The 23,412-nt window shown below is 67.7% G+C and carries 23 protein-coding genes; 16 read left to right on the top strand and 7 right to left on the bottom strand.

The window, feature by feature from the left end; genetic code table 11:
- Positions 1 to 20: 20 nt before the first annotated feature.
- The 5 genes from ACE37B_RS17165 to ACE37B_RS17145 are packed head-to-tail and all read left to right on the top strand — an operon-like array spanning position 21 to position 5,085.
- The gene (locus ACE37B_RS17165) at positions 21 to 899 is read left to right on the top strand and encodes a hypothetical protein (RefSeq protein WP_409924558.1); all 879 of its coding nucleotides are present in this window, start codon (positions 21 to 23) and stop codon (positions 897 to 899) included.
- Complete coding sequence (locus ACE37B_RS17160; protein WP_409924557.1) at positions 896 to 1,525, top strand: DUF4129 domain-containing protein; 630 nt, start codon at positions 896 to 898, stop codon at positions 1,523 to 1,525. Before ACE37B_RS17165 ends, ACE37B_RS17160 begins: the two co-directional genes overlap by 4 nt.
- Positions 1,522 to 2,724 (top strand): DUF4350 domain-containing protein, encoded by a 1,203-nt coding sequence (locus tag ACE37B_RS17155; protein ID WP_409924556.1) that lies wholly within the window; start codon positions 1,522 to 1,524, stop codon positions 2,722 to 2,724. Before ACE37B_RS17160 ends, ACE37B_RS17155 begins: the two co-directional genes overlap by 4 nt.
- The gene (locus ACE37B_RS17150) at positions 2,721 to 3,728 is read left to right on the top strand and encodes an AAA family ATPase (RefSeq protein ID WP_409924555.1); all 1,008 of its coding nucleotides are present in this window, start codon (positions 2,721 to 2,723) and stop codon (positions 3,726 to 3,728) included. Before ACE37B_RS17155 ends, ACE37B_RS17150 begins: the two co-directional genes overlap by 4 nt.
- A gap of 25 nt (positions 3,729 to 3,753) precedes the next feature.
- Positions 3,754 to 5,085: a DUF58 domain-containing protein gene (locus tag ACE37B_RS17145; RefSeq protein ID WP_409924554.1), complete on the top strand. Its 1,332-nt coding sequence runs from the start codon at positions 3,754 to 3,756 to the stop codon at positions 5,083 to 5,085.
- A gap of 33 nt (positions 5,086 to 5,118) precedes the next feature.
- Here ACE37B_RS17145 and ACE37B_RS17140 read toward each other — a convergent pair whose 3' ends face one another.
- Positions 5,119 to 5,961 carry an IS5 family transposase gene (locus tag ACE37B_RS17140; protein ID WP_409921328.1) on the bottom strand — a complete coding sequence of 281 codons (843 nt, stop codon included), beginning with the start codon at positions 5,959 to 5,961 and terminating at the stop codon, positions 5,119 to 5,121.
- Positions 5,962 to 6,070: 109 nt separating this feature from the next.
- A complete protein-coding gene (locus ACE37B_RS17135) occupies positions 6,071 to 7,054 on the bottom strand; it encodes a stage II sporulation protein M (protein WP_409924553.1) in 984 nt (327 codons plus the stop codon).
- Between the two features lie 23 nt (positions 7,055 to 7,077).
- On the opposite strand from ACE37B_RS17135, the gene ACE37B_RS17130 reads away from it, so the two are divergent.
- Genes ACE37B_RS17130 through mnmA form a run of 3 tightly spaced genes read left to right on the top strand, consistent with a single transcriptional unit; the run spans position 7,078 to position 10,111 of the window.
- Entirely contained in the window at positions 7,078 to 7,878 is an 801-nt protein-coding gene (locus tag ACE37B_RS17130) for an RDD family protein (RefSeq protein ID WP_409924552.1), read from the top strand.
- Between the two features lie 10 nt (positions 7,879 to 7,888).
- Positions 7,889 to 9,028 carry a cysteine desulfurase family protein gene (locus ACE37B_RS17125; protein ID WP_409924551.1) on the top strand — a complete coding sequence of 380 codons (1,140 nt, stop codon included), beginning with the start codon at positions 7,889 to 7,891 and terminating at the stop codon, positions 9,026 to 9,028.
- Positions 9,029 to 9,061: 33 nt separating this feature from the next.
- Positions 9,062 to 10,111: a tRNA 2-thiouridine(34) synthase MnmA gene (gene mnmA / locus ACE37B_RS17120; RefSeq protein ID WP_409924550.1), complete on the top strand. Its 1,050-nt coding sequence runs from the start codon at positions 9,062 to 9,064 to the stop codon at positions 10,109 to 10,111.
- Between the two features lie 21 nt (positions 10,112 to 10,132).
- On the opposite strand, the gene ACE37B_RS17115 is transcribed toward mnmA, so the two are convergent.
- Entirely contained in the window at positions 10,133 to 11,014 is an 882-nt protein-coding gene (locus ACE37B_RS17115; RefSeq protein ID WP_409924549.1) for a hypothetical protein, read from the bottom strand.
- A gap of 66 nt (positions 11,015 to 11,080) precedes the next feature.
- Between ACE37B_RS17115 and ACE37B_RS17110 the strand changes: the two genes are divergently transcribed.
- Genes ACE37B_RS17110 through ACE37B_RS17095 form a run of 4 tightly spaced genes read left to right on the top strand, consistent with a single transcriptional unit; the run spans position 11,081 to position 15,111 of the window.
- Entirely contained in the window at positions 11,081 to 12,103 is a 1,023-nt protein-coding gene (locus ACE37B_RS17110) for a hypothetical protein (protein ID WP_409924548.1), read from the top strand.
- Positions 12,104 to 12,131: 28 nt separating this feature from the next.
- Positions 12,132 to 14,189, top strand: coding sequence for an NAD-dependent DNA ligase LigA (gene ligA, locus ACE37B_RS17105; protein ID WP_409924547.1), 2,058 nt, complete (start codon positions 12,132 to 12,134; stop codon positions 14,187 to 14,189).
- Positions 14,190 to 14,223: 34 nt separating this feature from the next.
- Positions 14,224 to 14,736, top strand: a complete 513-nt coding sequence (locus ACE37B_RS17100; protein WP_409924546.1) for a hypothetical protein — start codon at positions 14,224 to 14,226, stop codon at positions 14,734 to 14,736.
- Between the two features lie 18 nt (positions 14,737 to 14,754).
- Positions 14,755 to 15,111, top strand: coding sequence for a hypothetical protein (locus ACE37B_RS17095; protein ID WP_409924545.1), 357 nt, complete (start codon positions 14,755 to 14,757; stop codon positions 15,109 to 15,111).
- Between the two features lie 18 nt (positions 15,112 to 15,129).
- Here ACE37B_RS17095 and ACE37B_RS17090 read toward each other — a convergent pair whose 3' ends face one another.
- Entirely contained in the window at positions 15,130 to 15,642 is a 513-nt protein-coding gene (locus tag ACE37B_RS17090; RefSeq protein WP_409924544.1) for a hypothetical protein, read from the bottom strand.
- Positions 15,643 to 15,709: 67 nt separating this feature from the next.
- Between ACE37B_RS17090 and ACE37B_RS17085 the strand changes: the two genes are divergently transcribed.
- From ACE37B_RS17085 to ACE37B_RS17070, 4 genes are all read left to right on the top strand, one after another.
- Positions 15,710 to 17,833: a PASTA domain-containing protein gene (locus tag ACE37B_RS17085; RefSeq protein ID WP_409924543.1), complete on the top strand. Its 2,124-nt coding sequence runs from the start codon at positions 15,710 to 15,712 to the stop codon at positions 17,831 to 17,833.
- A gap of 80 nt (positions 17,834 to 17,913) precedes the next feature.
- On the top strand, positions 17,914 to 18,807 hold the full coding sequence (locus tag ACE37B_RS17080) for an SDR family oxidoreductase (RefSeq protein ID WP_409924542.1): 894 nt from the start codon (positions 17,914 to 17,916) through the stop codon (positions 18,805 to 18,807).
- A gap of 30 nt (positions 18,808 to 18,837) precedes the next feature.
- On the top strand, positions 18,838 to 19,245 hold the full coding sequence (locus tag ACE37B_RS17075; protein WP_409924541.1) for an SCP2 sterol-binding domain-containing protein: 408 nt from the start codon (positions 18,838 to 18,840) through the stop codon (positions 19,243 to 19,245).
- Positions 19,242 to 20,210, top strand: a complete 969-nt coding sequence (locus ACE37B_RS17070) for a hypothetical protein (protein WP_409924540.1) — start codon at positions 19,242 to 19,244, stop codon at positions 20,208 to 20,210. Before ACE37B_RS17075 ends, ACE37B_RS17070 begins: the two co-directional genes overlap by 4 nt.
- A 13-nt stretch (positions 20,211 to 20,223) precedes the next feature.
- On the opposite strand, the gene menC is transcribed toward ACE37B_RS17070, so the two are convergent.
- Genes menC through ACE37B_RS17055 form a run of 3 tightly spaced genes read right to left on the bottom strand, consistent with a single transcriptional unit; the run spans position 20,224 to position 23,410 of the window.
- Positions 20,224 to 21,363, bottom strand: a complete 1,140-nt coding sequence (gene menC, locus ACE37B_RS17065) for an o-succinylbenzoate synthase (RefSeq protein ID WP_409924539.1) — start codon at positions 21,361 to 21,363, stop codon at positions 20,224 to 20,226.
- Positions 21,360 to 22,202 (bottom strand): GNAT family N-acetyltransferase, encoded by an 843-nt coding sequence (locus ACE37B_RS17060; RefSeq protein ID WP_409924538.1) that lies wholly within the window; start codon positions 22,200 to 22,202, stop codon positions 21,360 to 21,362. The genes menC and ACE37B_RS17060 overlap by 4 nt, the downstream gene beginning before the upstream one ends.
- A complete protein-coding gene (locus ACE37B_RS17055; protein ID WP_409924537.1) occupies positions 22,199 to 23,410 on the bottom strand; it encodes a hypothetical protein in 1,212 nt (403 codons plus the stop codon). Before ACE37B_RS17055 ends, ACE37B_RS17060 begins: the two co-directional genes overlap by 4 nt.
- Positions 23,411 to 23,412 lie beyond the last annotated feature (2 nt).

Genomic DNA, 23,412 nt, shown 5'->3' with positions numbered 1-23,412 from the left:
GTGGCGATGGAATGGTGCCGATGAGCGCGATCCGGCTTCGGCGCAGCAACCGGCCGACGTTGGCGGCACTGGATGGTGGCGGCGCGATCCTGCAGCGACGCCTGCGCGACGTGATGCTCGGCGCGGCGATCATCCTCGTGCCGACGGTGGCGATCAACCTGTGGGCGACCGTCGTGTCGTTCGAGCGCTTCGACCCCGACGACTCGTTGCTGCCGACGATGTCGACCGACACCATCGGCGCGGGCGTCGAAGACGTGGCGGCATGGCTCGGCGTCGTGTTCGTGAGCGCAGTGACCGCAGTGCTCGGCTTTTTCGCCGCGCAGATCCTGCTCGGCGAACGGTTCGTGAATCCCGTTCCGCTTCGCCAGGCGCTCCTCGCCACGTTGCGTCGGGCGCCTGCCGTGCTGGCGCTCTGGGTCCTCACCCACTGGTGGGCGCCCCTGCTCTCGTGGCTGATGTTGACCGGCGACAACGACGACCTCGGTGGGTACGTCACGCTCTACCTCCTCGCTGCCTGGTTCGCTTCGGCGTTCACGTTGCTCGCCGTGCCCGCGATGGTCGGTGAACGACTCGGACCGGTTGGCGCAGCCGTCCGGGCGTTCCGGCTCGCTCGGATGCGGTTCGGTTCGTGTCTCGGGTTCGTGCTGCTGTCGACGGTCCTGGGCGGCGCCTTCCTCTTCGGGCTGGCAACGCTCGCCCCCTTGCTCGAAGTGACCGGCTTCATCGGCTTCGGCGACTTCGCCTGGCTGGTCCAGGGCGTGCTGGTCCAGTTCGGGGTCCTGCTCGTGATGCCGTTGATCGCCTTGGCGACTGCGCAGCTGTACCTCGAGGTCCGCCTCGATGCCGAAGCGCTCGATCTCGTGATCGACACCGATGCTGCGTTCGGGTTACGAGCGTGAGCGTCGACCCGGACGAGGCGCGCGAGGTCGCCTGCGATGCGACCGCCAGCCCCGAGTTGTGCGACGTCCGCGAGATCACCGAGCCGGTCGACCCGATCGTCATCAACCCGCCGGCCGGCGGTGCCGGAATCGGACTGCTCGGCACGATCCTGGTCGTCATGTTGGTGCTGGCGATCGTCGCGGCGCTGGCATGGCTGGTGAAGGCGTGGCTCGCCGATCGGGAATCGGACGACGACGATGACGACGACGATCTCGACGATGACCTGGGCGAGCGGGATCGGGCGGTCGGCGAGCGGATCATCGACCACGAGACGCCGCCCGCCCGCTGGCGACGTCTCGCCGGGGAACATCGATCGGCGGGGCGCTACCGCGACTCGATCCGCTGCGAGTATCGAGCGCTCGTCGGCGATCTCGCTCGTCGCGGCCACGTCGACGAGATCCCCGGTCGAACGTCGGGTGAGGAACGAGCCCAGATCGCCGCGCTGTCGCCGGTGGTGGCGATCGATTTCGACGTCGCGGCCGACCTGTTCGACCAGGCATGGTTCGACGACGCGCCGGTCACCGAGGACCACGATCGCCGCTTCGTCGCGTCCTCGGCGGCCGTGCTCGGGGCGGTGGCAGCGTGAAGCGCGTCGCGGCTCGCTCCGACGACCCGGCCACCGGTCTCAAGTCGATCGGTGCGCTGCTCGTCGTGCTCTTGATGGCCTTGGTCGTGCTGCTGCTGGTTCGAGCGCGCCCCGCCCCCGAACCCTTCGATCCGCGATCGGGGCAGCCCGACGGCGCCCGCGGACTCGTCGTCACCCTGCAGCAATTCGGCGCGACGGTGATCGAGACGCGCGTCGCTCCATCGCGCGGTGCCGACACGATCGTGTTCGTGCTCGACGATCGTCTCGACGACGATCAGCGCACCGCCGTGGTCGAGTTCGCCGAATCCGGCGGCCGCCTCGTCGTCGCCGATCCCGACAGTTCGTTGCACGGTGGATCCGGCGTCGACGGTGGGGCGGTTCAGGTGATCGGGTTCGATCTGCCCGATGCACGCCGCTCGGTGGAACAGGAACGCAATGTCGAGCCGGGTCGATGCTCGCTCGATGCGCTCGCGCCGGTGCGCGGCGTCTACGCACCCGACGGTGTGCTTTTTCCCGTCGGACCGAACGAGCCGGCGTGCCTCGCGACCGAGGGTCACGCCTTCGTCATCGAGCGCACCATCGGTTCGGGGTCCGTCGTAGGCCTCGGTGACAACGAGCCCTTCGTCAACCGCCATCTCCGACGCGCCGACAATGCTGCGCTCGCGGTCGCGCTGCTCGCGCCGAGCTCTGACGCCGAAGCGAATCGAACGGTCACGTTCCTGGTCGGCAACGGCGCCGCGCCCACCGTTGCCGACATCGGCTCTGGCGAGGAGCGGTTGTTCGATCTGATCCCGACGTGGGTGTGGATGTCGCTTGCGCTCGGTGCACTCGCCGTGGTCGTGTTCGCCGTGTCGCGAGGAGCCCGCGTCGGCAAGATCGTCGCCGAGCCGGTGGTCTCACCGCGGCCGGGCAGCGAACTGGTGTCGGCCACCGGCAACCTGATGGCGAGAGCGGGGCACGCCGGGCACGCGGCCTCACTGATCCTCGGCCGCTTGCATCGCGATCTGTGCGAACGCCACGGCATCTCGCCGTCCGCGCCGCTCGCCGACCTCGACCGCGCGGTCGTCGAACTCTCCGGAACCCGACCGGGTGAGATCGAGCGACTGCTCACCACGGTCGTCACCGACGACGCTGGGCTGCTCGCCGTCACCCGTCACGCCACCGAGATCCGTCACCGCCGAGAAAGAACTCCCACATGAACCAGCCGTTCCAGCCCCCCACCCCCGGTCAGCCGTCGAGCCCCAACGAGTCATCGGCTCGCCAGGCGATCATGAGCGTGCGAGACGAGGTCGGCAAGGTGATCGTCGGCCAGCAGGGCGTGGTCAGTGGTGTCCTCTCGGCGCTCCTCGTCAACGGGCACGTACTGCTCGAAGGCGTGCCCGGCGTCGCCAAGACGCTGATGGCCAAGACCCTCGCCGCTGCGTTCGACATGCGGTTCTCCCGAGTGCAGTTCACACCCGACCTCATGCCGTCCGACGTGGTCGGGCTCTCGGTCCTCGATCACGTCCCGGGGCAGGCGCCGACCTTCCGGTTCCGCCAGGGACCGGTGTTCACCAACCTGCTGCTCGCCGACGAGATCAACCGCACGCCGCCCAAGACGCAGGCTGCGTTGCTGGAGGCGATGGAGGAGCGTCAGGTGTCGATCGAAGGGACCACGCATCCGCTGCCCGACCCGTTTCTGGTGATCGCCACGCAGAACCCGATCGAGTACGAGGGGACCTTTCCGCTGCCCGAAGCGCAGCTCGACCGGTTCCTCTTCAAACTGGTGGTCGGGTACCCGAGCGAGGAGCAGGAACACGACATGCTCGTGCGGCACCACGGCGGCATGAACCCGCACGCGACCGCCGACCTCGTTCGCGCCGTTGCCTCGGCCGACGATCTGCGTCGAGCGCGAGCCGAGGTCGACGCGATCACCGTCGATCCGGCGATCTTGCGCTACATCGTTCATCTCTGCCGGGCGACGCGTGAGTCGCCGAGTCTGCAACTCGGCGTGTCACCGCGTGGCATGACCTGGCTTCTCCACGCATCGAAAGCGTGGGCCTGGCTCTCCGGTCGCGGGTTCGTCACGCCCGACGAAGTCAAGGCCGTGGCCAAGCCCACGCTGCGTCATCGAGTCCTCGTGCGGCCCGAACTCGAACTCGAGGGCACGACCTCCGACCTCATCCTCGACGGCTTGCTCGCCACCGTCCCGACGCCGCGCTGACTCGGCCCGACCGTCACCGCTCAACATGCAGCGCAGCGTTCCGATCCCGACCGGCGCCTTGGCGGTCGTCGTCGCGCTCGTCGCCGTGCCGCTCGCGCTGGTGCGGTCAGACCGCTGGGTGTTCGCCGGGCTCGGTGTCGCTGCGGTGCTGGTCGTCGCAGGGGTCGACTTCTTCCGAGCGGTTCGGCCGAGTGCCGTGGAGGTGGAGCGGGAGTTCCCGGCGACCCTGACCGTCGGCGACGAGGCGATGCTGACCTGGCTCGTCACCAACACGTCGTCGTCGGCGGCGCGCGTGTCGGTGGCCGACGCCATCTGGCCGAGTTTGCAGGCCACGAGGCGCTCGTCGAGCTTCGTGCTCGGAGCGCGCCGCCAGCACCGGTTCGGTGCGCGCATCCGGCCGAAGCGTCGCGGACGATTCCCGTTCGGTGCCGTCACCGTCAGAACGACCGGTCCGTTGCGTCTCGTCCAACGCCAACAGTCCTGGGTCATCGCCGGAACACTTGCTGTCCTGCCTGCCTATCCGTCCCGCGAGGCGATGTCGCGTCGGATGCGGATACCGCTCGAGACCGGCCTGCGCAGCGTGCGAACCCGCGGTACCGGCACCGACTTCGACCAACTTCGTGAGTACCGGCCCGGCGACGACATCCGCCGTGTCGACTGGGCCGCGACCGCTCGCCAGCAGCAACCGATCGTGCGCGAGTACCGCGCCGAACGAAATCAGCACGTGGTCGCCCTGCTCGACAACGGACGTCTGATGGCGGGTACCGTCGCCGGGGCGCCCCGCGTCGAACACGCGATGGATGCTGCGCTCGGGCTCGCCCAGGTCGCCGCCGGCCTCGGCGACAACGTCGGGCTGGTCAGCTTCGACCAGCAGGTGCGCAGCATCGTCCCGGCGTCGAATCGGCGGTCGCAGTTCGGACGCATCGCGGAGGCCATGTACCTCCTCGAGCCGTCGTTCGCGGAGAGCGCGTACGGCGCGGCGTTCACGACGGCCGCCTCGCGCTTTCGTCGGCGTTCGCTGTTCGTCGTCTACACCGATCTCGTCGAGAGCGTGATCGCGGATTCGCTCCTCCCTGCATTGCGGGCGCTCACCAAGACCCATCTGGTCATGGTGGCTGCCGTTCGCGATCCCGATGTCGCAGCCTGGGCCAGTCCCGTGGGACGTGGCGCGGCGGACGCGGCCCGTGTGGAGGACGCCTATCGTTCGGCAGCGGCAATCGCGTCGCTCACCGCCCGTGAACGAGCCGCTGCTCGGCTCACGGCGGCCGGCGTGATCGTCGTCGACGCTCGACCTGGCGAACTCGCGACCGACGTCGTCGACCGCTACCTCGAGCTGAAGGCGAGCGGGAGACTCTGACCGTCGGAGGCGTAACGGTTTGTGTCTGGAGCGTCAGCGGATAGGGCGGTAGTTGGTGTTGCGGTGGTCGATGAGTCGTGCGGTGATGAGGAACACGGTTGCGAGGCAGAGGGCGGCGTGGCGGTGTGTTGCTCGGCGGTCGGTGTTGCGTTGGATTTGGCCGTAGTTGGTGAACCAGGAGTGGGTGCGTTCAGCGACCCAGCGGCGCCCGAATCCGACGAGTTGGATGCGGCCCTGACCTGGCTGGTTTCGTGGGATCACGTTCACGTCGCCGATCGTGTAGTCGGCGAGTCTGTCGGGGAGTGATTTGTAGCCGAATCCTCGGTCGAGGTGCAGGGTGCCGATCCGTGCGGTGACGGGATGTGCGGTGATCGCGTTGAGGGTGGGTTGCAACAGTCGGTAGTCCTGGCGGTTTGCGCCGTCGATGACCCAGCCGATCGGGATGCCGTCGGCGTCGACGCCGGCGCACCACTTCCAGCCCAGACGACCGTGGGTTTTCGGGCCTGCAGCGGTTCCTTCACCCCCGCACGGGGCAAAGTGTTCGCTGCCGTCGATGGTGACATGGGTCGGGTCCAGACCGATGATTCGGTCGTACGCGGCCAGTGCTTGCTCGAGCAGTTGATCGAACACCCCGGCGTCGATCCACTCGTCGCGACGGGACCGCAGGGTGGTGTCGGACACGGTGTAGCCCATCAAGAACTCGACGGTCTCCCACGATGCGCCCGTCACGAGACGAATCAACAGACCCCGCAAACAAACCAGGTCGTCGATACGGGGCCGATGACAACCCAACGGATGTTCGGGCCGGTCCGGGAGCAAGCCTCGGATCGTTTCGAACACCGCATCGTGGACTTCAGAATCGAGCGCGCGCATCATGTGGGTGACCTCCCCGGTCGGTTAGTTGGGTCGCACTCGGTATGAAAACCGAGCCAACCCACCGACCGGTGGATGGTCACCTATCCGCGCGACCTCCTGACACAAACCGTTACGGGTCGGCGAGTTCCCGGTCGATCTGGGCGGCTGCGGCACGGCCGTGCACGATCGTCCATCCCCAGAAGGCGACGAACGCGAGCACGCCGATGCCGACGCGCAGCTCGGTGGGCCACGGTCGCCCGGTGACGAAACCCTCGATCAGCCCCGCGACCAAGAACGCGATCACCAACCCGATCACGACGTTGCCGACCGCTCGGCCCTGCGCGGTGACGGCGTCCCAGCGCGACAGATCGCCCGGCGCGATGACCGACCAGCCGAGGCGGAGTCCCGCGGCGCCCGCCACGATCACCGCCGAGATCTCGAGGAGTCCGTGCGGAAGGATGAGGCCCCAGAACCGCTCCCATTCGCCGACGTGGGTGAACAGGCCGCCGGCGACGCCGACGTTCGCTCCGTTGTAGATCAGGATGAACACGGTGAACACACACAGCAGGATCCCGGCAGCGAAGGCCAGCACGGCGACGCGTACGTTGTTCAAGAAGACCTGGCTGGCGAAGTTCTGCGCTGGCTGACTCGAGTAGTACGCCTCGAAGTCGTTCTGGATGTACGCCTCGGTCACCGCTGGCTCGGCGGTGAGTTCGAAAGCCGTGGGCGAGACGCCGATCCACACCTGGAACACGAGCCAGGGAGCCAGCATGAAGAACGCTGACACCGCGATGAACCAGCGGATCTGCCAGGTCGCCGCCGGAAACGTGGTCGTGACGAACCGGAGCACGGCGCGTACGGGATCGGTTTCGCGGCGCCCGTGCAGCACGCCGTGTGCATCGGCCACGAGTGATGTGAGCCGACCGACGATGGCCTGGTCGCGGCCGTAGGTGATCCGTGCGTGCGCCAGGTGGCTGCCGGTGCGCTGGTACAGCCCGACCAACTCGTCGAGTTCGTTCGGCGACACCCGCTTGATGCGCCGAGCGCGTTCGGTCAGTTCCCCGAGGCGGGCCCAGGAATCCTGGTGCGTCGCGACGAACGCATCGATGTCCATCCGCCGCCTACGGTAGTGGGCTGATGAGCACCGCCGCCGAGCACACCGGGATCATCACCCCCGACGCCGTCGTGCTCGACATCGAGACGGCCGGGTTCGCGTCGCGGATCCTCGCCGGCGTGCTCGACACGCTCCTCATGTTGCTCATCTTGATCGTGTCGATCACGGTGGGGTCCGTCGCCGCCGGGTCGACGATCGGTGGCGGCGAATCGACCACGACGACGGTGATCGCGTTCGCATCGTTCTCGGTGATCTTCGGCTACCCGATCCTGTTCGAGACGCTCCGGCGTGGTCGCACGCCGGGCAAATCGGCACTCGGATTGCGCGTCGTCACGCTCGACGGCGCCCCGATCCGCTTCCGCGAGGCGACCCTGCGTGCGATGGGAGGCATCGTCGACCGCTTCCTCCCTCCCGGTGGCATCACCGGCGCCGTCTTCGTCACGATCACACCGAAGAACCAGCGCGTCGGCGACCTGATCGCCGGCACGATCGTGATTCGCGATCCGGCCAAGTTCGCTCCGAGCCCTGCGCTGTGGTTCAGCGCGCCTGCGGGGCTCGAGGCGTTCGCCGAGACGATCGACCCGACGGCCATCACCGTCGACCAGTACACCGTGATCCGGTCGTTCCTCACCCGTGGAGCGAGCCTCTCGCCGACGATTCGCCACGCGCTCGGCGTCGATCTCGCAGCGCGACTCGCTGCCACCGTCCGTCATCCGAATCACACCGCCGTCGCGCCGGAACACTTCTTGATCTGTGCGATGGCGCGCTACCAGCGTCGCAACGGCCCAGGCCGGCACGCGTCGCAGGGATGGGTCTCGGCGTAACGTTGACCTCATGAGCGTCACGTACCTCGATCACGCCGCCTCGACGCCGATGCGGCCCGAAGCCGTTGCCGCGATGCTGCCCTTCTACGACCAGGTGTACGCCAATCCGTCGGGGTCGCACCGCTTCGCCCGTCAGGCTCGCAAGGCGATCGACGAAGCGCGTGACCGGGTGGCCGAGGTGCTCGGCTGCCGCCCCAACGAAGTGGTGTTCACCGGCTGTGGTACCGAGAGCGACAACATGGCGATCACCGGTGCCCTCGCTCGGTCGGGCGGTGTGGCGATGTGTCCGGCGGTCGAGCACCACGCAGTGCTCGAAGTCGTCGAACGCAGCGGCGGGGTGATCGTCGGCGTCGACGGATCGGGTCGCGTGGACCTCGACGGACTCGCGTCTGCACTCGACGCCGTCGCCGCGGATTCCGGACACGTGTCGATCGTCAGCGTGATGGCGGTCAACAACGAGGTGGGCACGGTCACCGACATCGCCGAGGTCGCACGCGTCGTGCGTCGCCATGCGCCCGACGCACTGCTGCACACCGACGCGGTCCAGGCCGCGAGTTGGCTCGACCTGCGCGACGTGACTCCGCACGTCGACCTGCTCGCGCTCAGCGCCCACAAGTTCGGTGGACCGAAAGGCGTGGGCATCCTCGTCGAGCGGGGCGGCCCCAAGGTCGACCCGCTGATCGTCGGGGGCGGACAGGAGCGTGAGCGTCGCAGCGGCACCCACAACGTGGCGGGCATCGTCGCCGCCGCGGAGGCGCTCGTGTTGACCGACGCCGAGCGAGCCGACGAGCAGCCGCGCGTCGAAGCGTTGCGCAACCGTCTCGTCGACGGGCTGCTGGCCGAACTCGACGGCGTGATCGAGACGGTGCCCCGCGCCGACAAGGTGGCCGGCTCCGCCCACGTCTGCATCGCCGGGATCGAGTCGGAGGCACTGCTGTTCGTGCTCGACGAAGCCGACGTGTGTGCATCTGCTGCGTCGGCGTGCGCGAGCGGTGCGATGGAGCCGTCGCACGTGCTCGCGGCGATGGGTGTCAGCCGCGACGTGGCGCTCGGATCGCTGCGCCTCAGCCTCGGGCACACGACCACCGACGCCGACGTCGACCGCGGTCTCGACGTGATCTCGGCGGCGGTGCGCCGACTGCGCCGGTGAGCACCCCTAGCCTGGTCGTGTGAGGAACCGGCCATGAAGGTGATGTGCGCGATGAGCGGCGGCGTCGATTCGTCCGTTGCCGCGCTCCTCCTCAAGCGGGCCGGCCACGAGGTCGTCGGCGTCACGATGAAGCTCTGGGGTGGCGACAGCGACACCGGGTGCTGCTCGGTGTCGGATGTCGACGACGCTCGACGCGTCGCGCAACAACTCGACATCGATCATCTCGTGTTCAACTTCGGCGACGACTTCGACGAGCACGTCGTCGAGCCGTACGTGCAGGCGCACGCGCAGGGCATCACGCCCAACCCGTGCATCGAGTGCAACCGCTCGGTCAAGTTCGCCCGGCTCGCCGAGCGCGCCGATCTGCTCGGCTTCGACGCGATCGCGACCGGACATCATGCCAACGTCGGCCAGACCGCCGACGGCGTGTTCACGCTCGAACGCGGGCACGACATGAACAAGGACCAGAGCTACGTCGTCCACATGCTCGACCAAGCGCGACTCGCCACCACGATGTTCCCCGTCGGCGGCCTCGACAAGTCGGAGGTTCGCGCGCTGGCGGCCGAGATCGATCTGCGAACCGCGGACAAGCCCGACAGCCAGGACGTCTGCTTCATCACCTCCACCGGAGGTCGCACAGCGTTCCTCGGCGAGCGAATCCCGTTCCGCTCGGGCACGGTCGTCGACACCGGCGGCACCACCGTCGGCCACGTCGAGTCGGTCGAGATGGTCACGGTCGGCCAGCGCAAAGGGCTCGGGTTGCCCGGTGGCGGCCCGAAGCGCTACGTCGTCGATGTCGACGTCGCGAACCAACGGGTCACTGTCGGCGACGATGCCGACCTGCTCCGGCCGGGCATCGAGGTCGCCGCAACCACGTGGATCCATCAGCCCGTGTCGGGTCGGGTTCGAGTGCAGTGCAGCGCGCATGGCGAGACCCGCATCGCCGACATCGCACCCGGATCGGCGCCCGACTCGGTCGATGTGATCTGGACCGAACCGCAGCGCCGGATCGCGCCGGGTCAGAGCGTCGTGTTCTACGACCTCGACGATCGCTGCGTGCTCGGCGGCGGCATCTGCTGCTGACCCGCCGACGGCGCCGGCAGCTCAGGTGACCGGGAGGCCGCGTTCGGCGGCTCGACGCAAAGCTGCGCCAGGCCGACTGGGAGCGACCAGGAAGCTCGTCATGTGAATGGCTCGACCGTTGGGCTCCTTGGGCGTGAAGGCAAAGACCGTGGTGACTGTCTCGTTGGTCATCACCTCGACGGCGTAGCCACTCGCCGGGCCGGTGAGATCGGCCGCTTCGGTGTCGACGCGGGCGAGGCCGATGCCGATGAGCTGGTGGGATCTGACCATCACCGTGTCGGCGAGGACGACCGGGTCGTGGACGACGAGGCCGGCTGGCACGAGCACCAGCCAACGCTGTGCCATCCGGAACCAGCGGGGGCCGACGTACACCGACGCGGCGACGGCCACGATGGTGAGCGGGAGACCTGCGAGCAGGTTGCCGGCCGCGAGCGCCAGCGGGCCGATCAACAGCGACGATGACCACACCAACCACGTGACGACCGCAGCGGTGCCCGCCGGAACGGGGGTCCGCAGCGGCAGACGATCCTCGTCGCCGTAGGCCGACGCCTGCACCATCCAGCGGCCGACCTCGGGGGTGAACAGGGCACCGACGGCGACGAGCGATGGCATCGCGAGCAGAGCGACGTCGACGGCGTCAGCGCCGCCAACGATCGACGCGACGACAGCGACGAGTGAGAGCGGTGCAACCACGCGAGCCCAGGTCAGTGACAGCGTCGACGGGATGAGGAGCGCGACCAACACGGTGCCCCACACCGTCCACCCGCCGATGCCGACGAGCCAACGAACCGGATCGGAGCGCCCGTCGACGGCAGCTTCGAGGGCCGCGCCACCGGCGACCACAGCGAGCCAGGCGAGTCGTGCGATCCATGGCAACACACGAGTGATGGTCGATGTCGTCATCTCCCTCAGTATCGCCCGATGCCGTGCAATTTGTGGCAGAGGTGGTGAACCGGGCAACGTGACACGATGGAGATGTCCAGTCGGCCATTCTCCGATGGTCGCGTCGTCGGCATCGGGAGTCTGCCGCATCGCGACGCGGACGCCGCTGCGGCATTCGCGATCGGTGAGTTCGACATCGCCACGATCCCGACGCTGCCGAAGCGATCTCCCGCGGAGACCATGGTCGCACAGGCGATCGTCGGCCTGCCCGGTGTGTCGCTCGGGCAGTACGGCAGCCTGGCGGTCGATCCGACCCACCTCGCCGACGACGTCCCGATCGTCACCGACCTCGACGGCGATGCGTTCGTCGGTCTGCGGGCGTTCCTCGATCTCGCCCGCAAGGTCCGACTCGACGGCCAGGCGATCAAGTGGCAGTTCGTCGGTCCGGTGACGCTCGGCGTCGCGTTGCAGCGTGCCGGATTGCGGTCGGTGTCGGCGTTCACGATCGCCGCCGAAGCGGTGCGCCAGCATCTGGTCAACATCTCCGATCTCGTCACGTCGGTGCTGCCGTCGAGTCCGCAACTCGTGCTGCTCGACGAGCCGTGGCTGGTCGAACTCATGTCGGACGGGTTTCCCGTGCCACCTGGCGAGGCGGTCGATCTGATCTCGACGGCCATGGCGGCGCTCTCGTCGCGGGCGACGGTCGGTATCCACTGTTGTGGCCCCTGTGACGTCGCCACGATGCTCGCATCGGGGCCGTCGGTGATCTCCGTGCCCGTTTCCGACGACCTGCTGAACTACTCCGGCTATCTCGCGAGGTTTCTCCGCGACGGTGGCATCATCGCGTGGGGTGCGGTTCCGACCGGGGGGCCGGTGATGACCACAGCGACGCGCTTGACGAGATCGCTCGACGACCTGTGGGTCGACCTCGCCGAGCGTGGTGTCGACCCGGTGGCGCTTCGCCGGCAGAGCTTGATCAGCCCGGTGTGCGGTCTCGCTGGACATCAGGTCTCGGTGGCGCGTCGCCTGGCGCGACTGGCGGCCGACGTGAGGCGGTCGTTGACCATTCCGCCGACCATTCCGCCGACCATTCCGCCGGGCGTCCGTTGAAGCGGCCGGCGCTCTACCCTGTGCCCGGATGGCCGATGTAGAGGAACGCCTCGTCGAACTCCGAGCGCTGGTGCGGCACCATCTCGAGCGCTATCACACCCTCGACGATCCCGAGATCAGCGACGCCGACTACGACGAACTGATCGCCGAGCTTCGGTCGCTCGAGGAGCAGTATCCCGACCTGATCACGCCGGACTCGCCGACGCAGCAGGTCGGTTGGTCGATCAGCGCGACGTTCGACCCCGTCGAGCACGACGTGCCGATGATGAGCCTCGACAACGCGATGGACCGCGACGAGTTGCGGGCCTGGGCCGACCTGGTCGTGAAGGGGCTCGACGGGACCGTGCCGACCTTCGTGTGCGAGCTCAAGTTCGACGGGTTGGCCATGAGCCTGCGCTACGAGCAAGGTCGCTTCGTACGCGCGGCGACACGCGGTGACGGGCGCACGGGCGAAGACGTCACGGCCAACGTGCGAACGATCGCCGACGTGCCCAAACGCGTCGGAAGCGATGAGATGCCGGCCCCCGAGGTGATGGAGATGCGCGGCGAGGTCTACATGACTCGGTCGGCGTTCGATCGACTCAACGAGCGGGCCGCAGCGGCGGGGGAGAAGCCCTTCGTCAATCCCCGCAACTCGGCGGCAGGCAGCCTGCGTCAGAAAGACCCGGCGAAGACGGCGGAGCGCGAGCTGTCGTTCTGGAGCTATCAGCTCGGCCAGTTGATCGGCGGCCCGACCTTGACGAGCCACCTCGCCGAACTCGAGTACGCGCAATCGCTGGGGTTCCCCGTCGACTCACACGTGACGTCGGTGTCGACGATCGATGCCGTGGCCGACCACTGCCTGCACTGGCAGGAGCATCGTCACGACCTCGACTACGAGATCGACGGCGTGGTCATCAAGGTCGACGACATCCGCCAGCGGGAGATCCTCGGCTTCACATCGCGGGCGCCGAGATGGGCGATCGCCTACAAGTTCCCTCCCGAGGAGCGCACGACCAAGCTGCTCGACATCCTCGTGTCGGTCGGCCGGACCGGTCGGGCCACGCCGTTCGCGGTCCTCGACCCCGTGTTCGTCGGCGGATCGACGGTCGGGATGGCGACCCTGCACAACCAGGACCAGGTCGCGTTCAAGGACGTGCGCCCCGGCGACACCGTGATCGTCCGCAAGGCCGGCGACGTCATCCCCGAAGTCGTGGGCCCGGTGCTCGCCGACCGCGACCCGAACTCGACGCCGTGGGTGTTCCCGACCGACTGCCCGGTGTGCGACACGCCGCTGGTACGTCCGGAAGGTGAAGCCGACACTCGCTGCGTCGCTCCCGACTGCCCGGCGCAGCGCAACCAGAAGATCGCGTACTTCGCGTCGCGTGGTGCGATGGACATCGAAGGGCTCGGCGAGCAGATGGTCGAGAAACTCGCGTCGGCAGGGCTCATCAAGGATCCTGGCGATCTCTACTCGCTGACGGTCGAACAGCTCGTCGAGCTCGAACGCGTGGGCCAGACGAGCGCGCAGAACCTGGTGGCCGAGATCGAGAAGTCGAAGCAGCGACCGCTGCCGAAGTTCCTCACGGCGCTCGGCGTGCGGCATTTGGGCCCGGCCGCCTCGGCGGCGCTCGTCGCCGAGTTCCACACCGTCGATGCGATCATGTCGAAGTCGGTCGAGGAACTCGCCGCAGTCGACGGGGTCGGCGACGTCATCGCGAACACGGTCGTCACCTGGTTCGGGCTCGACGCCAACCGGGAGTACATCGAGAAGTTCCGGGCGGCCGGAGTGAACTTCGGCGACCCCGATGCGGCGCGGCTGGCCGCCGAGGCGCGTGCAGCGATCCCGCAGACGCTCGAGGGAAAGACGGTCGTCGTCACCGGGACGCTGGCCGGGTTCAACCGCGAGGCGGCCGAGGAGGCGATCACGTCGCGGGGCGGCAAGAGCCCGGGCAGCGTGAGCAAGAAGACGTTGGCGCTCGTCGTCGGCGAGTCGGCCGGTGCGAGCAAGCTGACCAAGGCCGAGTCGCTCGGGGTGCCGATCATCGACGAGGCCGGGTTCCTCACGCTGCTCGAGACGGGCGAGTTGCCGACGACGCCGGAGTAACGGGCGTCGAATCGTGCGGCGCTAGTTTCGGCGCATGGCAGAACGAGCCGATCGCCAGATCTCCCATCGCAGCTTCGTCAGCTACATCGACAAATCGCGCGAGTACTACGCCGCACACGGCTACGACCAGCCGTATCGGTGGGCGGCGTTCGACGACGTACCGCTCACGCCGCTCGCCAAGCCGCTCGCCGAGTCGACGGTCGCCGTGGTGACCACCTCGTTCCTGCACCATCACGACTCGCAATTCGGGGCGCCGGCGACCGGAAAGCAGGTGTATCACCACCCGGTCGCCGAGGTGCCGGAGCGCATGTTCACCGACGACCTGTCGTGGGACAAGGGTGCGACCCACACCGACGACACCGAGACGTTCCTACCGTTGCGCAGCCTGCATGCGCTCGCCGCCGCCGGCCGCATCGGCTCGCTCAACCATCGATTCTTCGGCGTGCCGACCGAATACAGTCAGCGCAAGACCGGGCTCGATGCCGAGGCGATCGCCGCGTGGTGTGCGGAGGACGGCGTCGACGTCGCGTTGCTCGTACCGCTTTGACCGGTGTGTCACCAGACCGTGAGTCTGGTCGCACGTCATCTCGAAGCGCAGGGGATCGTCACCGTGGTGATCGGGAGCGCCCGTGACATCGTCGAGGAATGCGGTGTCGCTCGATTCCTGTTCGTCGATTTCCCGCTCGGCAATCCATGCGGGAAGCCGGGTGACACCGAGATGCAGCGGTCGATCGTGTCGACGGCGCTCGACGTGGTCGAGTCGGCGGTGCTGCCGCGCACCACCGTGCAGGCTCGTGTGCAGTGGGGTTCGAACGACTGGCGCGACGCGTTCATGCCGGTGACCGACGAGAATCGCGCCGAGTTGTTCGCCGTCGGCGAGCGGCGTCGTGCCGCTCAGGCCGCAGCGAGCGCCGACCGATAGGAGCGGCTCGCGGTCGGCTCACACGACGTTGAACGTCCAGCGGTAGCTGCGGGCGCCGTTCTCTCGGCCGTCTTCGATCCGCCAATAGATCACCTGCGCGGTGTGCAGTCCTTGTGAGAACGACTCGATCGGTGCGCCCTCGGTCGGCTGGAAGCTGATCCGGGCGTTGCCCGGGTCGAACACGGCGGTGCGCGGGTCGGTCGTCTGCTGCTGCCCGGGTTCGAGGTCTTGGGTCGACTCACCGATACGGCTGGTCTCGAGTTCGATGCCGTCGATGATCAACACGGCCTCGTAACCGAACTGCAGATCGACGATGACGCTGCTCTGCTGCACCACTTGCACGGCGTTCTCCACCGGAACGAGATCCTCGATCGCGTCGGGTCGTTCGACGCCGTCGCTCCCGGTCAAGGCCGAGGTCATGCCCCAGATGATCAGGGCGAGGCCTCCGGCGATCACCAGGCACGCGATCAGCAGACCACGGTCGAACCGACGACGCACAGCGGGCTGGACATCCTCCATCAGGTCGCTCACGCTCTCAAGTCTGCCTGGCGGTGACGCCGATCGCGCAGGCGGTAGCGTTTCCGATCTGGTGGCGAACATGGATGACAACGACGACGTGCTGGCGGGTAGATACCGGGTCGCTCGGGTGGTCAGCGAGGGCGCGAACACCGTCGTGCTCGACGCCGTCGACCTCCAGACCGAGCGTCAGGTGACGGTGAAAGTGGTGCGCGCCGAGCACGCCGCCGACGATGAGTTCCGACGCAAGTTCGTGCGGATCGCGGAGTTGTCGAACGCGCTGACGCACCCGAACATCGCCTCGGTGCTCGACTTCGGTGACGTCGACTACGAGGGCGAGCCGACCGTGTATTGGACGGTCGAAGCGCTCGGCGGCGGCAGCTTGCGCGACCTGCTCGATCGGGGTCGGCTGCTTGCGCCGGGCCAGGCGCTCGTCGTCGGCCTCGAAGCGTGTCGGGCGCTCGACGCCGCGCATCAGAAGGGGCTGTTCCACACCGAGTTGACCCCGTCGAAGATGGTCTTCGGTGCCGACCGGCGCCTGCGGGTGGTCGACTTCGGTATGGCCCGTCTGCTCGGCGAGGCGGCGTGGGGCGACATGGCGTCGGTGCCGACCCATGTCGCGCGCTACGCATCGCCCGAACAGGCACTCGGGCTCCCCGTCGACGCGAAGACCGACGTGTACGCGCTGTCGCTGGCGCTCGTCGAAGCGGTCACCGGCAGCGTGCCGTTCGCCGGTGAATCGACCCAGTCGACCTTGGCGGCTCGCATCGACAAGCTGCTCCCGGTGTCGGCCGACTTGGGCTCGCTCGCCGCGGTGCTCGAACGCGCCGCCCGACCCGAGTCCCCCGATCGTTTCACCGCGGCCGAGTTCGGCCGGGCGCTCGTGCAAGCCGCCGGCAAGCTCCCCAAGCCCGACCCGATCCCGATTCTCGCGACCGGCTTGTTCGACACGACCTCGATGCGCCAACCCGGTGACCCCACGGGCCCGGTCGAGCGTCCCGAGCCGGCAGTCCCCGAGCCGGAACCCGCGTCCGAACCGGTCGTCGTCCCCGAGCCGGTGGTCGAGCCCGCACCCGAGCCGGTGGTGGATCCCGCACCCGAGCCGGTGGTGGAGCCCGTACCCGAGCCGGTGGTGGATCCTGAACCTGCCGACGCTCCTCTCGCCGCAGCCGGACCGCACGGGACGATGCAGATGCCGGTCGCGCCGGCGGCCGCCGTGTTCGAGGATCCCGACTTCGTGGAGCCGCGAGACGGCACCGGCGAGATCTACGACGACCGTCCGCGGCGTCGACGCGGCCCGATCGTGGCCCTCGTGCTGTTGTTGCTCGCTGGCCTGGGTGCCCTCGGGTACGCCGGGTCGCTGCTGTTGCAGACGAAGTCGTTCGAGATCCCCGAACTCGCGGGCGTGCAGGAAGGCCCGGCTCGCAACCAGATCGAAGGCAATGACTGGACGATCCTGGTCGAGCGTGAACGCAGCGACGAGTTCCCCGAACCCGACACGGTGATCCGAACCGATCCCCCTGCTGGCGTCGAACTCGACGAAGGGGAGACGATCACGCTCGTGCTGTCGGACGGCTTCGAGTTCCGCACGCTGCCCGACGTCACCGGTATGACCGTCGAAGCAGCGCGGGCCGAACTCGAGTCGTTGTTGCTGAGTGTCGGTGAGGTACCGGACCGCGTCTTTTCCGAGGAACTCGCCGCTGGCGTCGTCGAGTCCTGGCAGGTCGTGGGCGACGCGACGCTGCGCGAGGGCGCACAGATCCTTCCCGGCGAGACGATCCTGCTCACGCTGTCGGCCGGGCCGGAGCCTCGGGTGGTCCCCGACCTCGCGGGAGCGACGCTCGACGAGGCGACGAACACGCTCGCCGCCGACCAACTCGGGATCACCGTCGGCGAAGAAGCGTTCAGCGAGGACGTCCCGGTGGGCAGCGTCGTGAGTCAGACGCCCGCTGCAGGCGAGACGATCGAGCGCGACGCCTCGGTGACCGTGCAGATCTCCAAGGGGCCCGACATCATCGAACTGCCTCAGCTCGATGGGCTCAGCTACCGCGAGGCGGAAGCGCTCCTGATCGAGACCGGTTTCCAGATCGGCACGCTGTTGGGGACGAGCGACGGAACGTTCGTCCAGTTGACGGTGGGCGGCGAACCCGTCGAGCCGGGCACACAGTTCCGCCGCGGTCAAGCGGTCGACGTCGTCTTCCTCTGAACCGTCCTGTGAACCGCGGCGGCGCTGCCACTCGACACGACGCTTTCGTTCGCCGAGGTGCGAGTCGGTACGGTGGCGAGATGACGTCACTGGAAGGCAGGGTCGCAATCATCACCGGCGCGGGTCGCGGGATCGGGCGCGAGCACGCGCTCTATTTCGCCGAACTCGGTGCGCGGGTGATCGTGAACGACCTCGGGGGTGCCAACGACGGGTCGGGGTCCGACGAGACGCCCGCTGAGTCGGTGGTGGCCGAGATCCGTGCGAAGGGCGGCGAAGCGATCGCCAACGCCGACGACATCGCCGATTGGGGCGGTGCCGAGGCGCTGGTCCAGATGGCGATCGACGCCTACGGCGACCTCGACATCCTCGTCAACAACGCCGGCATCCTGCGGGACCGCACCATCGTGAACATGACCGAAGCCGAATGGGACGACGTCGTCAAGGTCCACATGAAGGGACATTTCGCCCCCACGCATCACGCCGCCGTGTATTGGCGCAGCGAGCACAAGGCGGGACGTGTCAAGCGTCGCAACCTCGTCCACACGTCGAGCACGTCCGGATTGTTCTCGAACCCCGGGCAGGCGAACTACGGCGCCGCCAAGTCGGGTATCGCGACGCTGAGTCAGATCGCTGCGAAAGAACTCGACCGCTACGACGTCGTCAGCAACTGCATCGCGCCGGGTGCGCGCACTCGGTTGACCCTGGCGACGCCCGGCCTCGAAGACATCATGACCCAGCAGTCGAATGGATTCGACGTGTGGGATCCGGCCAACATCTCGCCGCTCGTCGCGTACCTGAGCACCGCGGACTGCCCGTTCACCGGCGAAACCTTCTTCGTCCAGGGCGGCGTGGTCAAGCGGGTCGAGTCGTGGGAGATGAAGGAGACCGTCGAGCAGTCCGAACGCTGGACCGTCGACGACCTCGCCCGAGCGTTGGCCCCGATGGCAGGGATCGACGTCGACAACGTGGGCTGACCGCTCGGGGGCACTACCCTCAGCGAAATTATGGCGCACCCGTTTCTGTCCGAAGAGTGGATGACCGCAGCGCGGGCGATCCGTGAGCAGTACTCGAGCGAGGTGCCGCCCATCGAGACGGTGCTGCGCATCAACCAGGTGATCCAAGACGTCCCGTTCGGTGACGGGGAAGTGCAGAGCTTCCTCGACACCTCGTCAGGATCCGTCGTGATGGAACTCGGGTCGCTCGACGAACCCGACGTCACCATCACGACCGACTACGACACGGCCAAGGCGCTCTTCGTCGACCAGGACCCGGCGATCGCCATGCAGGCGTTCATGAACGGCAAGGTCAAGATCCAAGGCGACATGATGAAGCTGATGGCGATGCAGACCTCGATCCCATCGAACGACTTCACCGAGAAGATCGCAGCGGAGATCAAGGACATCACGGCATGACCGGGCTGCGCTCGCTGCTCGCCCTCGGCATCGCCGGTGCGCTCGCGTTGTCGGCCTGCGGTGCCGACACCGAGGAACTGAGCGACACCGACGTCGAGTTCGCGGATGATGAGTTCGCGGACGACGAGTTCGCGGATGATGAGTTCGCGGACGACGAGTTCGCTGACGAGACCGAACAGATCCTCGCCGAGTTGCAGGAGGGCGGGTTCTGCGACCCGGCCGACGTGGAGGACCTCGGCGAGGTCACCGCGATGCACTTCGTCGTCGGTGGGCAGATCCAACCGCCGTGCTTCGTCGACGGTGGCGTGGAGAACGACCCGCGTTTGCTCGACGCCTGGGAGTCGATGACGTCGATCACCCCGACGTCGCTCGTGTCCGACGTGAGCCTTCTCGCTGGGTTCGAAGCGTGCGCCACCTGCGACACGCTGGCCTTCGTGTCGGCGCTCGACGAGCAGGGCAGCTTCTTCCTCATGGCCGTCGACGTGGTGGCCGGCGACGCCGATCCCGACGAGTTGCGCTTGACGATGCAGCATGAACTGGCGCACGTGTTCTCCCAGGTGCCCGACGAGCAGTTGATCGTCGGCGACGATGGCGAGTGCGCCACGTACTTCAACGGCAGCGGCTGCTTCGTCGAAGGTTCCTACGTCGACCAGTGGATCGACCAGTTCTGGACCGCAGAGATGCTCGCCGAGCTGCCCGACGACGGCTCGCCGAACGATGACGAGGTCGCCGGCGAACGCTGCTCGCTCGATCCGGCGTTCACCGGTTCGTACGGTGCGACACACCCGGAAGAGGACTTCGCCGAGACCTATTCGGCCTACGTCTTCGGCGTGACCCTCGACGAGGCGATGGATGACAAGCTCGCCTTCTTCGACCAGTTCCCCGAGTTCGCCGAAGTCCGCGACAACGCGGCTGCGGCGGGCCTCGTCGACATCCCGAACAACTTCGACGGCTGCGGCTTCTAGGCTCGCCTGCGGCTCAGCCGTGGACGAGGGTGGTCGAGGCCGTGACCTCGTCGAGGAACGACTGATCGATCTCGAAGCCGAATCCCGGTGACGTCGGCACGGTCACGTGACCGTCGACGATCACGATCGGATCGGTGACCACATCGCGGGCGTAGAAGCGTGTCGATGCGCTGATGTCACCGGGCAGCACGAAGCCGGGAAGCGCTGCGAGCATGGCGTTCGCGGCTCGACCGATGCCGGTCTCGACCATCCCGCCGCACCACACCGGAATGTCGCGGGACCGGCACACGTCGTGGATGCGGACCGCTTCGAGATAGCCGCCGACTCGGCCGGGTTTGATGTTGGCGATCTCGCAGGCACCCAACTCGATCGCATCGACGGTGCCCGACGCCGAGACGAGCGACTCGTCGAGACAGATCGGCGTCACGACCTCGGCGGCGAGGCGAGCGTGTCCGATGATGTCGTCTTCGGGCAGCGGTTGCTCGATCAGCAACAGGTCGTAGTCGTCGAGCCGGGCGAGGTGGGCCCCATCCGTGCGCGTGTACGCCGTGTTGGCGTCGACCTGGAGCGGCATGTCGGGTCCGATCATGTCGCGAACGGCGGCGACGTGCTCGACGTCGGCGCCGGGCTCGATCTTCAGTTTGATCCGGACGTAGCCATCGTCGACGTAGCCCTGCACCGTTGCGAGCAAGCTGTCGACGTCGTCGTGAATCCCCACGCTGACGCCGCTCGGGATCGTCGTCGCGCTGGCGCCGATGTGCTCGCCGAACGAGATGCCCGCAGCGCGAAGCTGCGCGTCGAGGATTGCCATCTCGAGCGCGCCCTTGGCCATCGGATGGCCGTGGATCGGAGCGAGCAGCGTGCCGACGTCGGTTGCCGAGAGTGACGCGGCGCTGGTGAGGCGGGGCAGCAGATGTGACGTCATGACGTGTTGGGCGCCGTCGACGTACTCGGCGGAGTAGGTCGGCTCGGCGAGCGCGACGCACTCGCCCCAGCCTTCGGTCACCGCACCGCTGGCGGACTGCCATTCGACGCGCACGAGCAGGATGTCTCGGTCGGCCTCGACACCGAAGCTGGTGCGGAACGGCGAGACGAGCGGCAGGTCGATCCGTCGGAGTTCGACGCGGCGCAGCGAGCCGGGTTCGAGGGTCATGACGCCGGCACCAGGACGTAGTTGCCGTCGCGGGTGAACCCGACGACGCGTTCACCTCGGTCGAGTGCACCCGTGAGCGCCGCTCGACTCTCCTGGCGCCATCGGGCCACGTCGGCCGGATCGGTGCGCCGCATCGTGACGATGTCGGCGGGGGTGGGCACCAGCGTGTGCGGACGATCCGTCCCGATGATGTCGGTGCCGTCGCGCAGGGCCGCTTCGGGATCGGTGTCGACGCTCCACGCCACGAGCAGACGATCGGACTCGTCACCCTGGTTGATGGCGTCGTTCATCCTGCCGTAGAACGACGGGAGGTACTCGTGGACCTCGGCGCCGAGCACCGCGATGTTGAACCACGCGTTGCGGCGCACCAGCGGATCGTAGGTCCAGGTGATCCAGTCGATGCCCTGCTCGGCGGCCCAGCTTCGCTGGTGGAGCTTCATCGCGCGTCCGAGCCCGGTCTGGCGGGCGCCCGGCAGAAGACCGGTGATGTGGCTGTGCAACGCGGGCTGGTCGAGGTGGCGAGCGAGGATCGCAACCGACGCACCGAGGATGCGCTCGCTGCCGCTGCGGGATTCGTATGCGGCACTGACATAGCCGTTGGAGTGCGCGACGGCCATGAGCATCTCGATCGACACGAGCTCGGTGAGCGATCCCCACACCTGGCTGAACACCTCGACGAGTCCGACCATTTCCTCGGCGCGATGCAAGGTGCGGATCTCGACGCCGGGGTCGAGGTGGATGTCGGCCTCCAACTCCGGACCGGCGTCTTCCTCCGGCGCGCGAACGGCCGTGTCGGCGGCGGGTCGTGCCTGATCGTCGGGGACTGGTGGCGTGGTCATGCTCGTGGAACCTCGTTGTTCGTCGAGAGCGGGTGTGTTCGTCGAGCAATACGGTAGGCCGTGCGTACCGCCAGCGCCTCACGAATCTCGGGGGCGAGGTCGTCGGAGAACTCGCTGCGGTACGTCTCGTCGGTGGTGAGCACGACCGTGAAGTACATGCCCGAAAAGGCGCCGAGGAACACCGCGACGCGAAGCAGCGGTTCGGTGAGCACGAGTTCACGATCGCCGAGGCTGGTCGGCAGCCACGTATCGAGCATCTCGACGCGGGTCCAGGCGATCGTGGTCGCCTCGGTGATGCCGAAGAACCCGAAGCCGATGAAGAAGACGGTGAGGGCGACGGTGACGAGCGTGATCTGCAGCGCTTGCCCGAACAGGACGACGAGGCCGATGTTCAGTCGTTGGCGAGTTCGTAGCGGGTCGAGTGTCGGTGTGCTCGACGCACGACCGGCATCGCCGATGCCGAGCCTCTCGGCGGGCGTCCCAGCGAGCGACCGGCGGACCTCGTCCCACGACTCGAAGGTGTTCACCTGGCGGATCACCCCGGGGACGCGGCTCACGGCGAAGGTCGCCCCGAGCAGGAAGAACGTCACGATCACGATCACGTACGGCCACCCGTCGAGCGTCCCGGCGACCTCCCAGACTTCGGCGTTGATGAACAAGAACGTGTTGAACAGCAGCAGCAGCGGCAGGGCTCGTGCGACGAGCGAACCGAGCGCAGCGAACTGGTGACTGCCGCGCTTGGCCGCCCAGCGCAGCAGCGGCCCGACGCCGTAGGCGGACCACGCGTAGATCAGCGCGAGCAGCACGAGCGCCGTCACGACGTTCTCGGCAGCGTCGCGCAACTGTCCGACCAGCAGCACCGGCAGCGTCGGCCCGATCACGAACAGAGCGAGTTCGGGCGCATCGATGTCGGTCGGTCGAGCGAACGTCGGCACGCCTCGGAGACGGTTGGAAATCGCCCATGCCGACACCAGCGCAAGGATCACGATGACCGTCGCTCCGAGGTTCTGTGCGACCGACCAGTTCGTCAGGTCGAGTGCGTTGAAGCCGAGGAGGAGATACGCCGCGACCAGGAGCGGCAACGCCCGAGTCCACGCGTCGAGCATCGATCCGTCGCTCTTGCGCTCGACGAAGTGGGGGACGCCGCGCCCCACGAACCAGCGCTCGATGTTCTCCAGGTCTGTCGCCTTCGCCTCGTGCTCCGACACGA

The sequence above is a fragment of the Ilumatobacter sp. genome (assembly GCF_046290335.1).
GTDB lineage: Bacteria > Actinomycetota > Acidimicrobiia > Acidimicrobiales > Ilumatobacteraceae > Ilumatobacter_A.
Note: the sequence above shows the minus strand (reverse complement) of the source record. Positions and strands in the feature narration are given on the sequence as shown.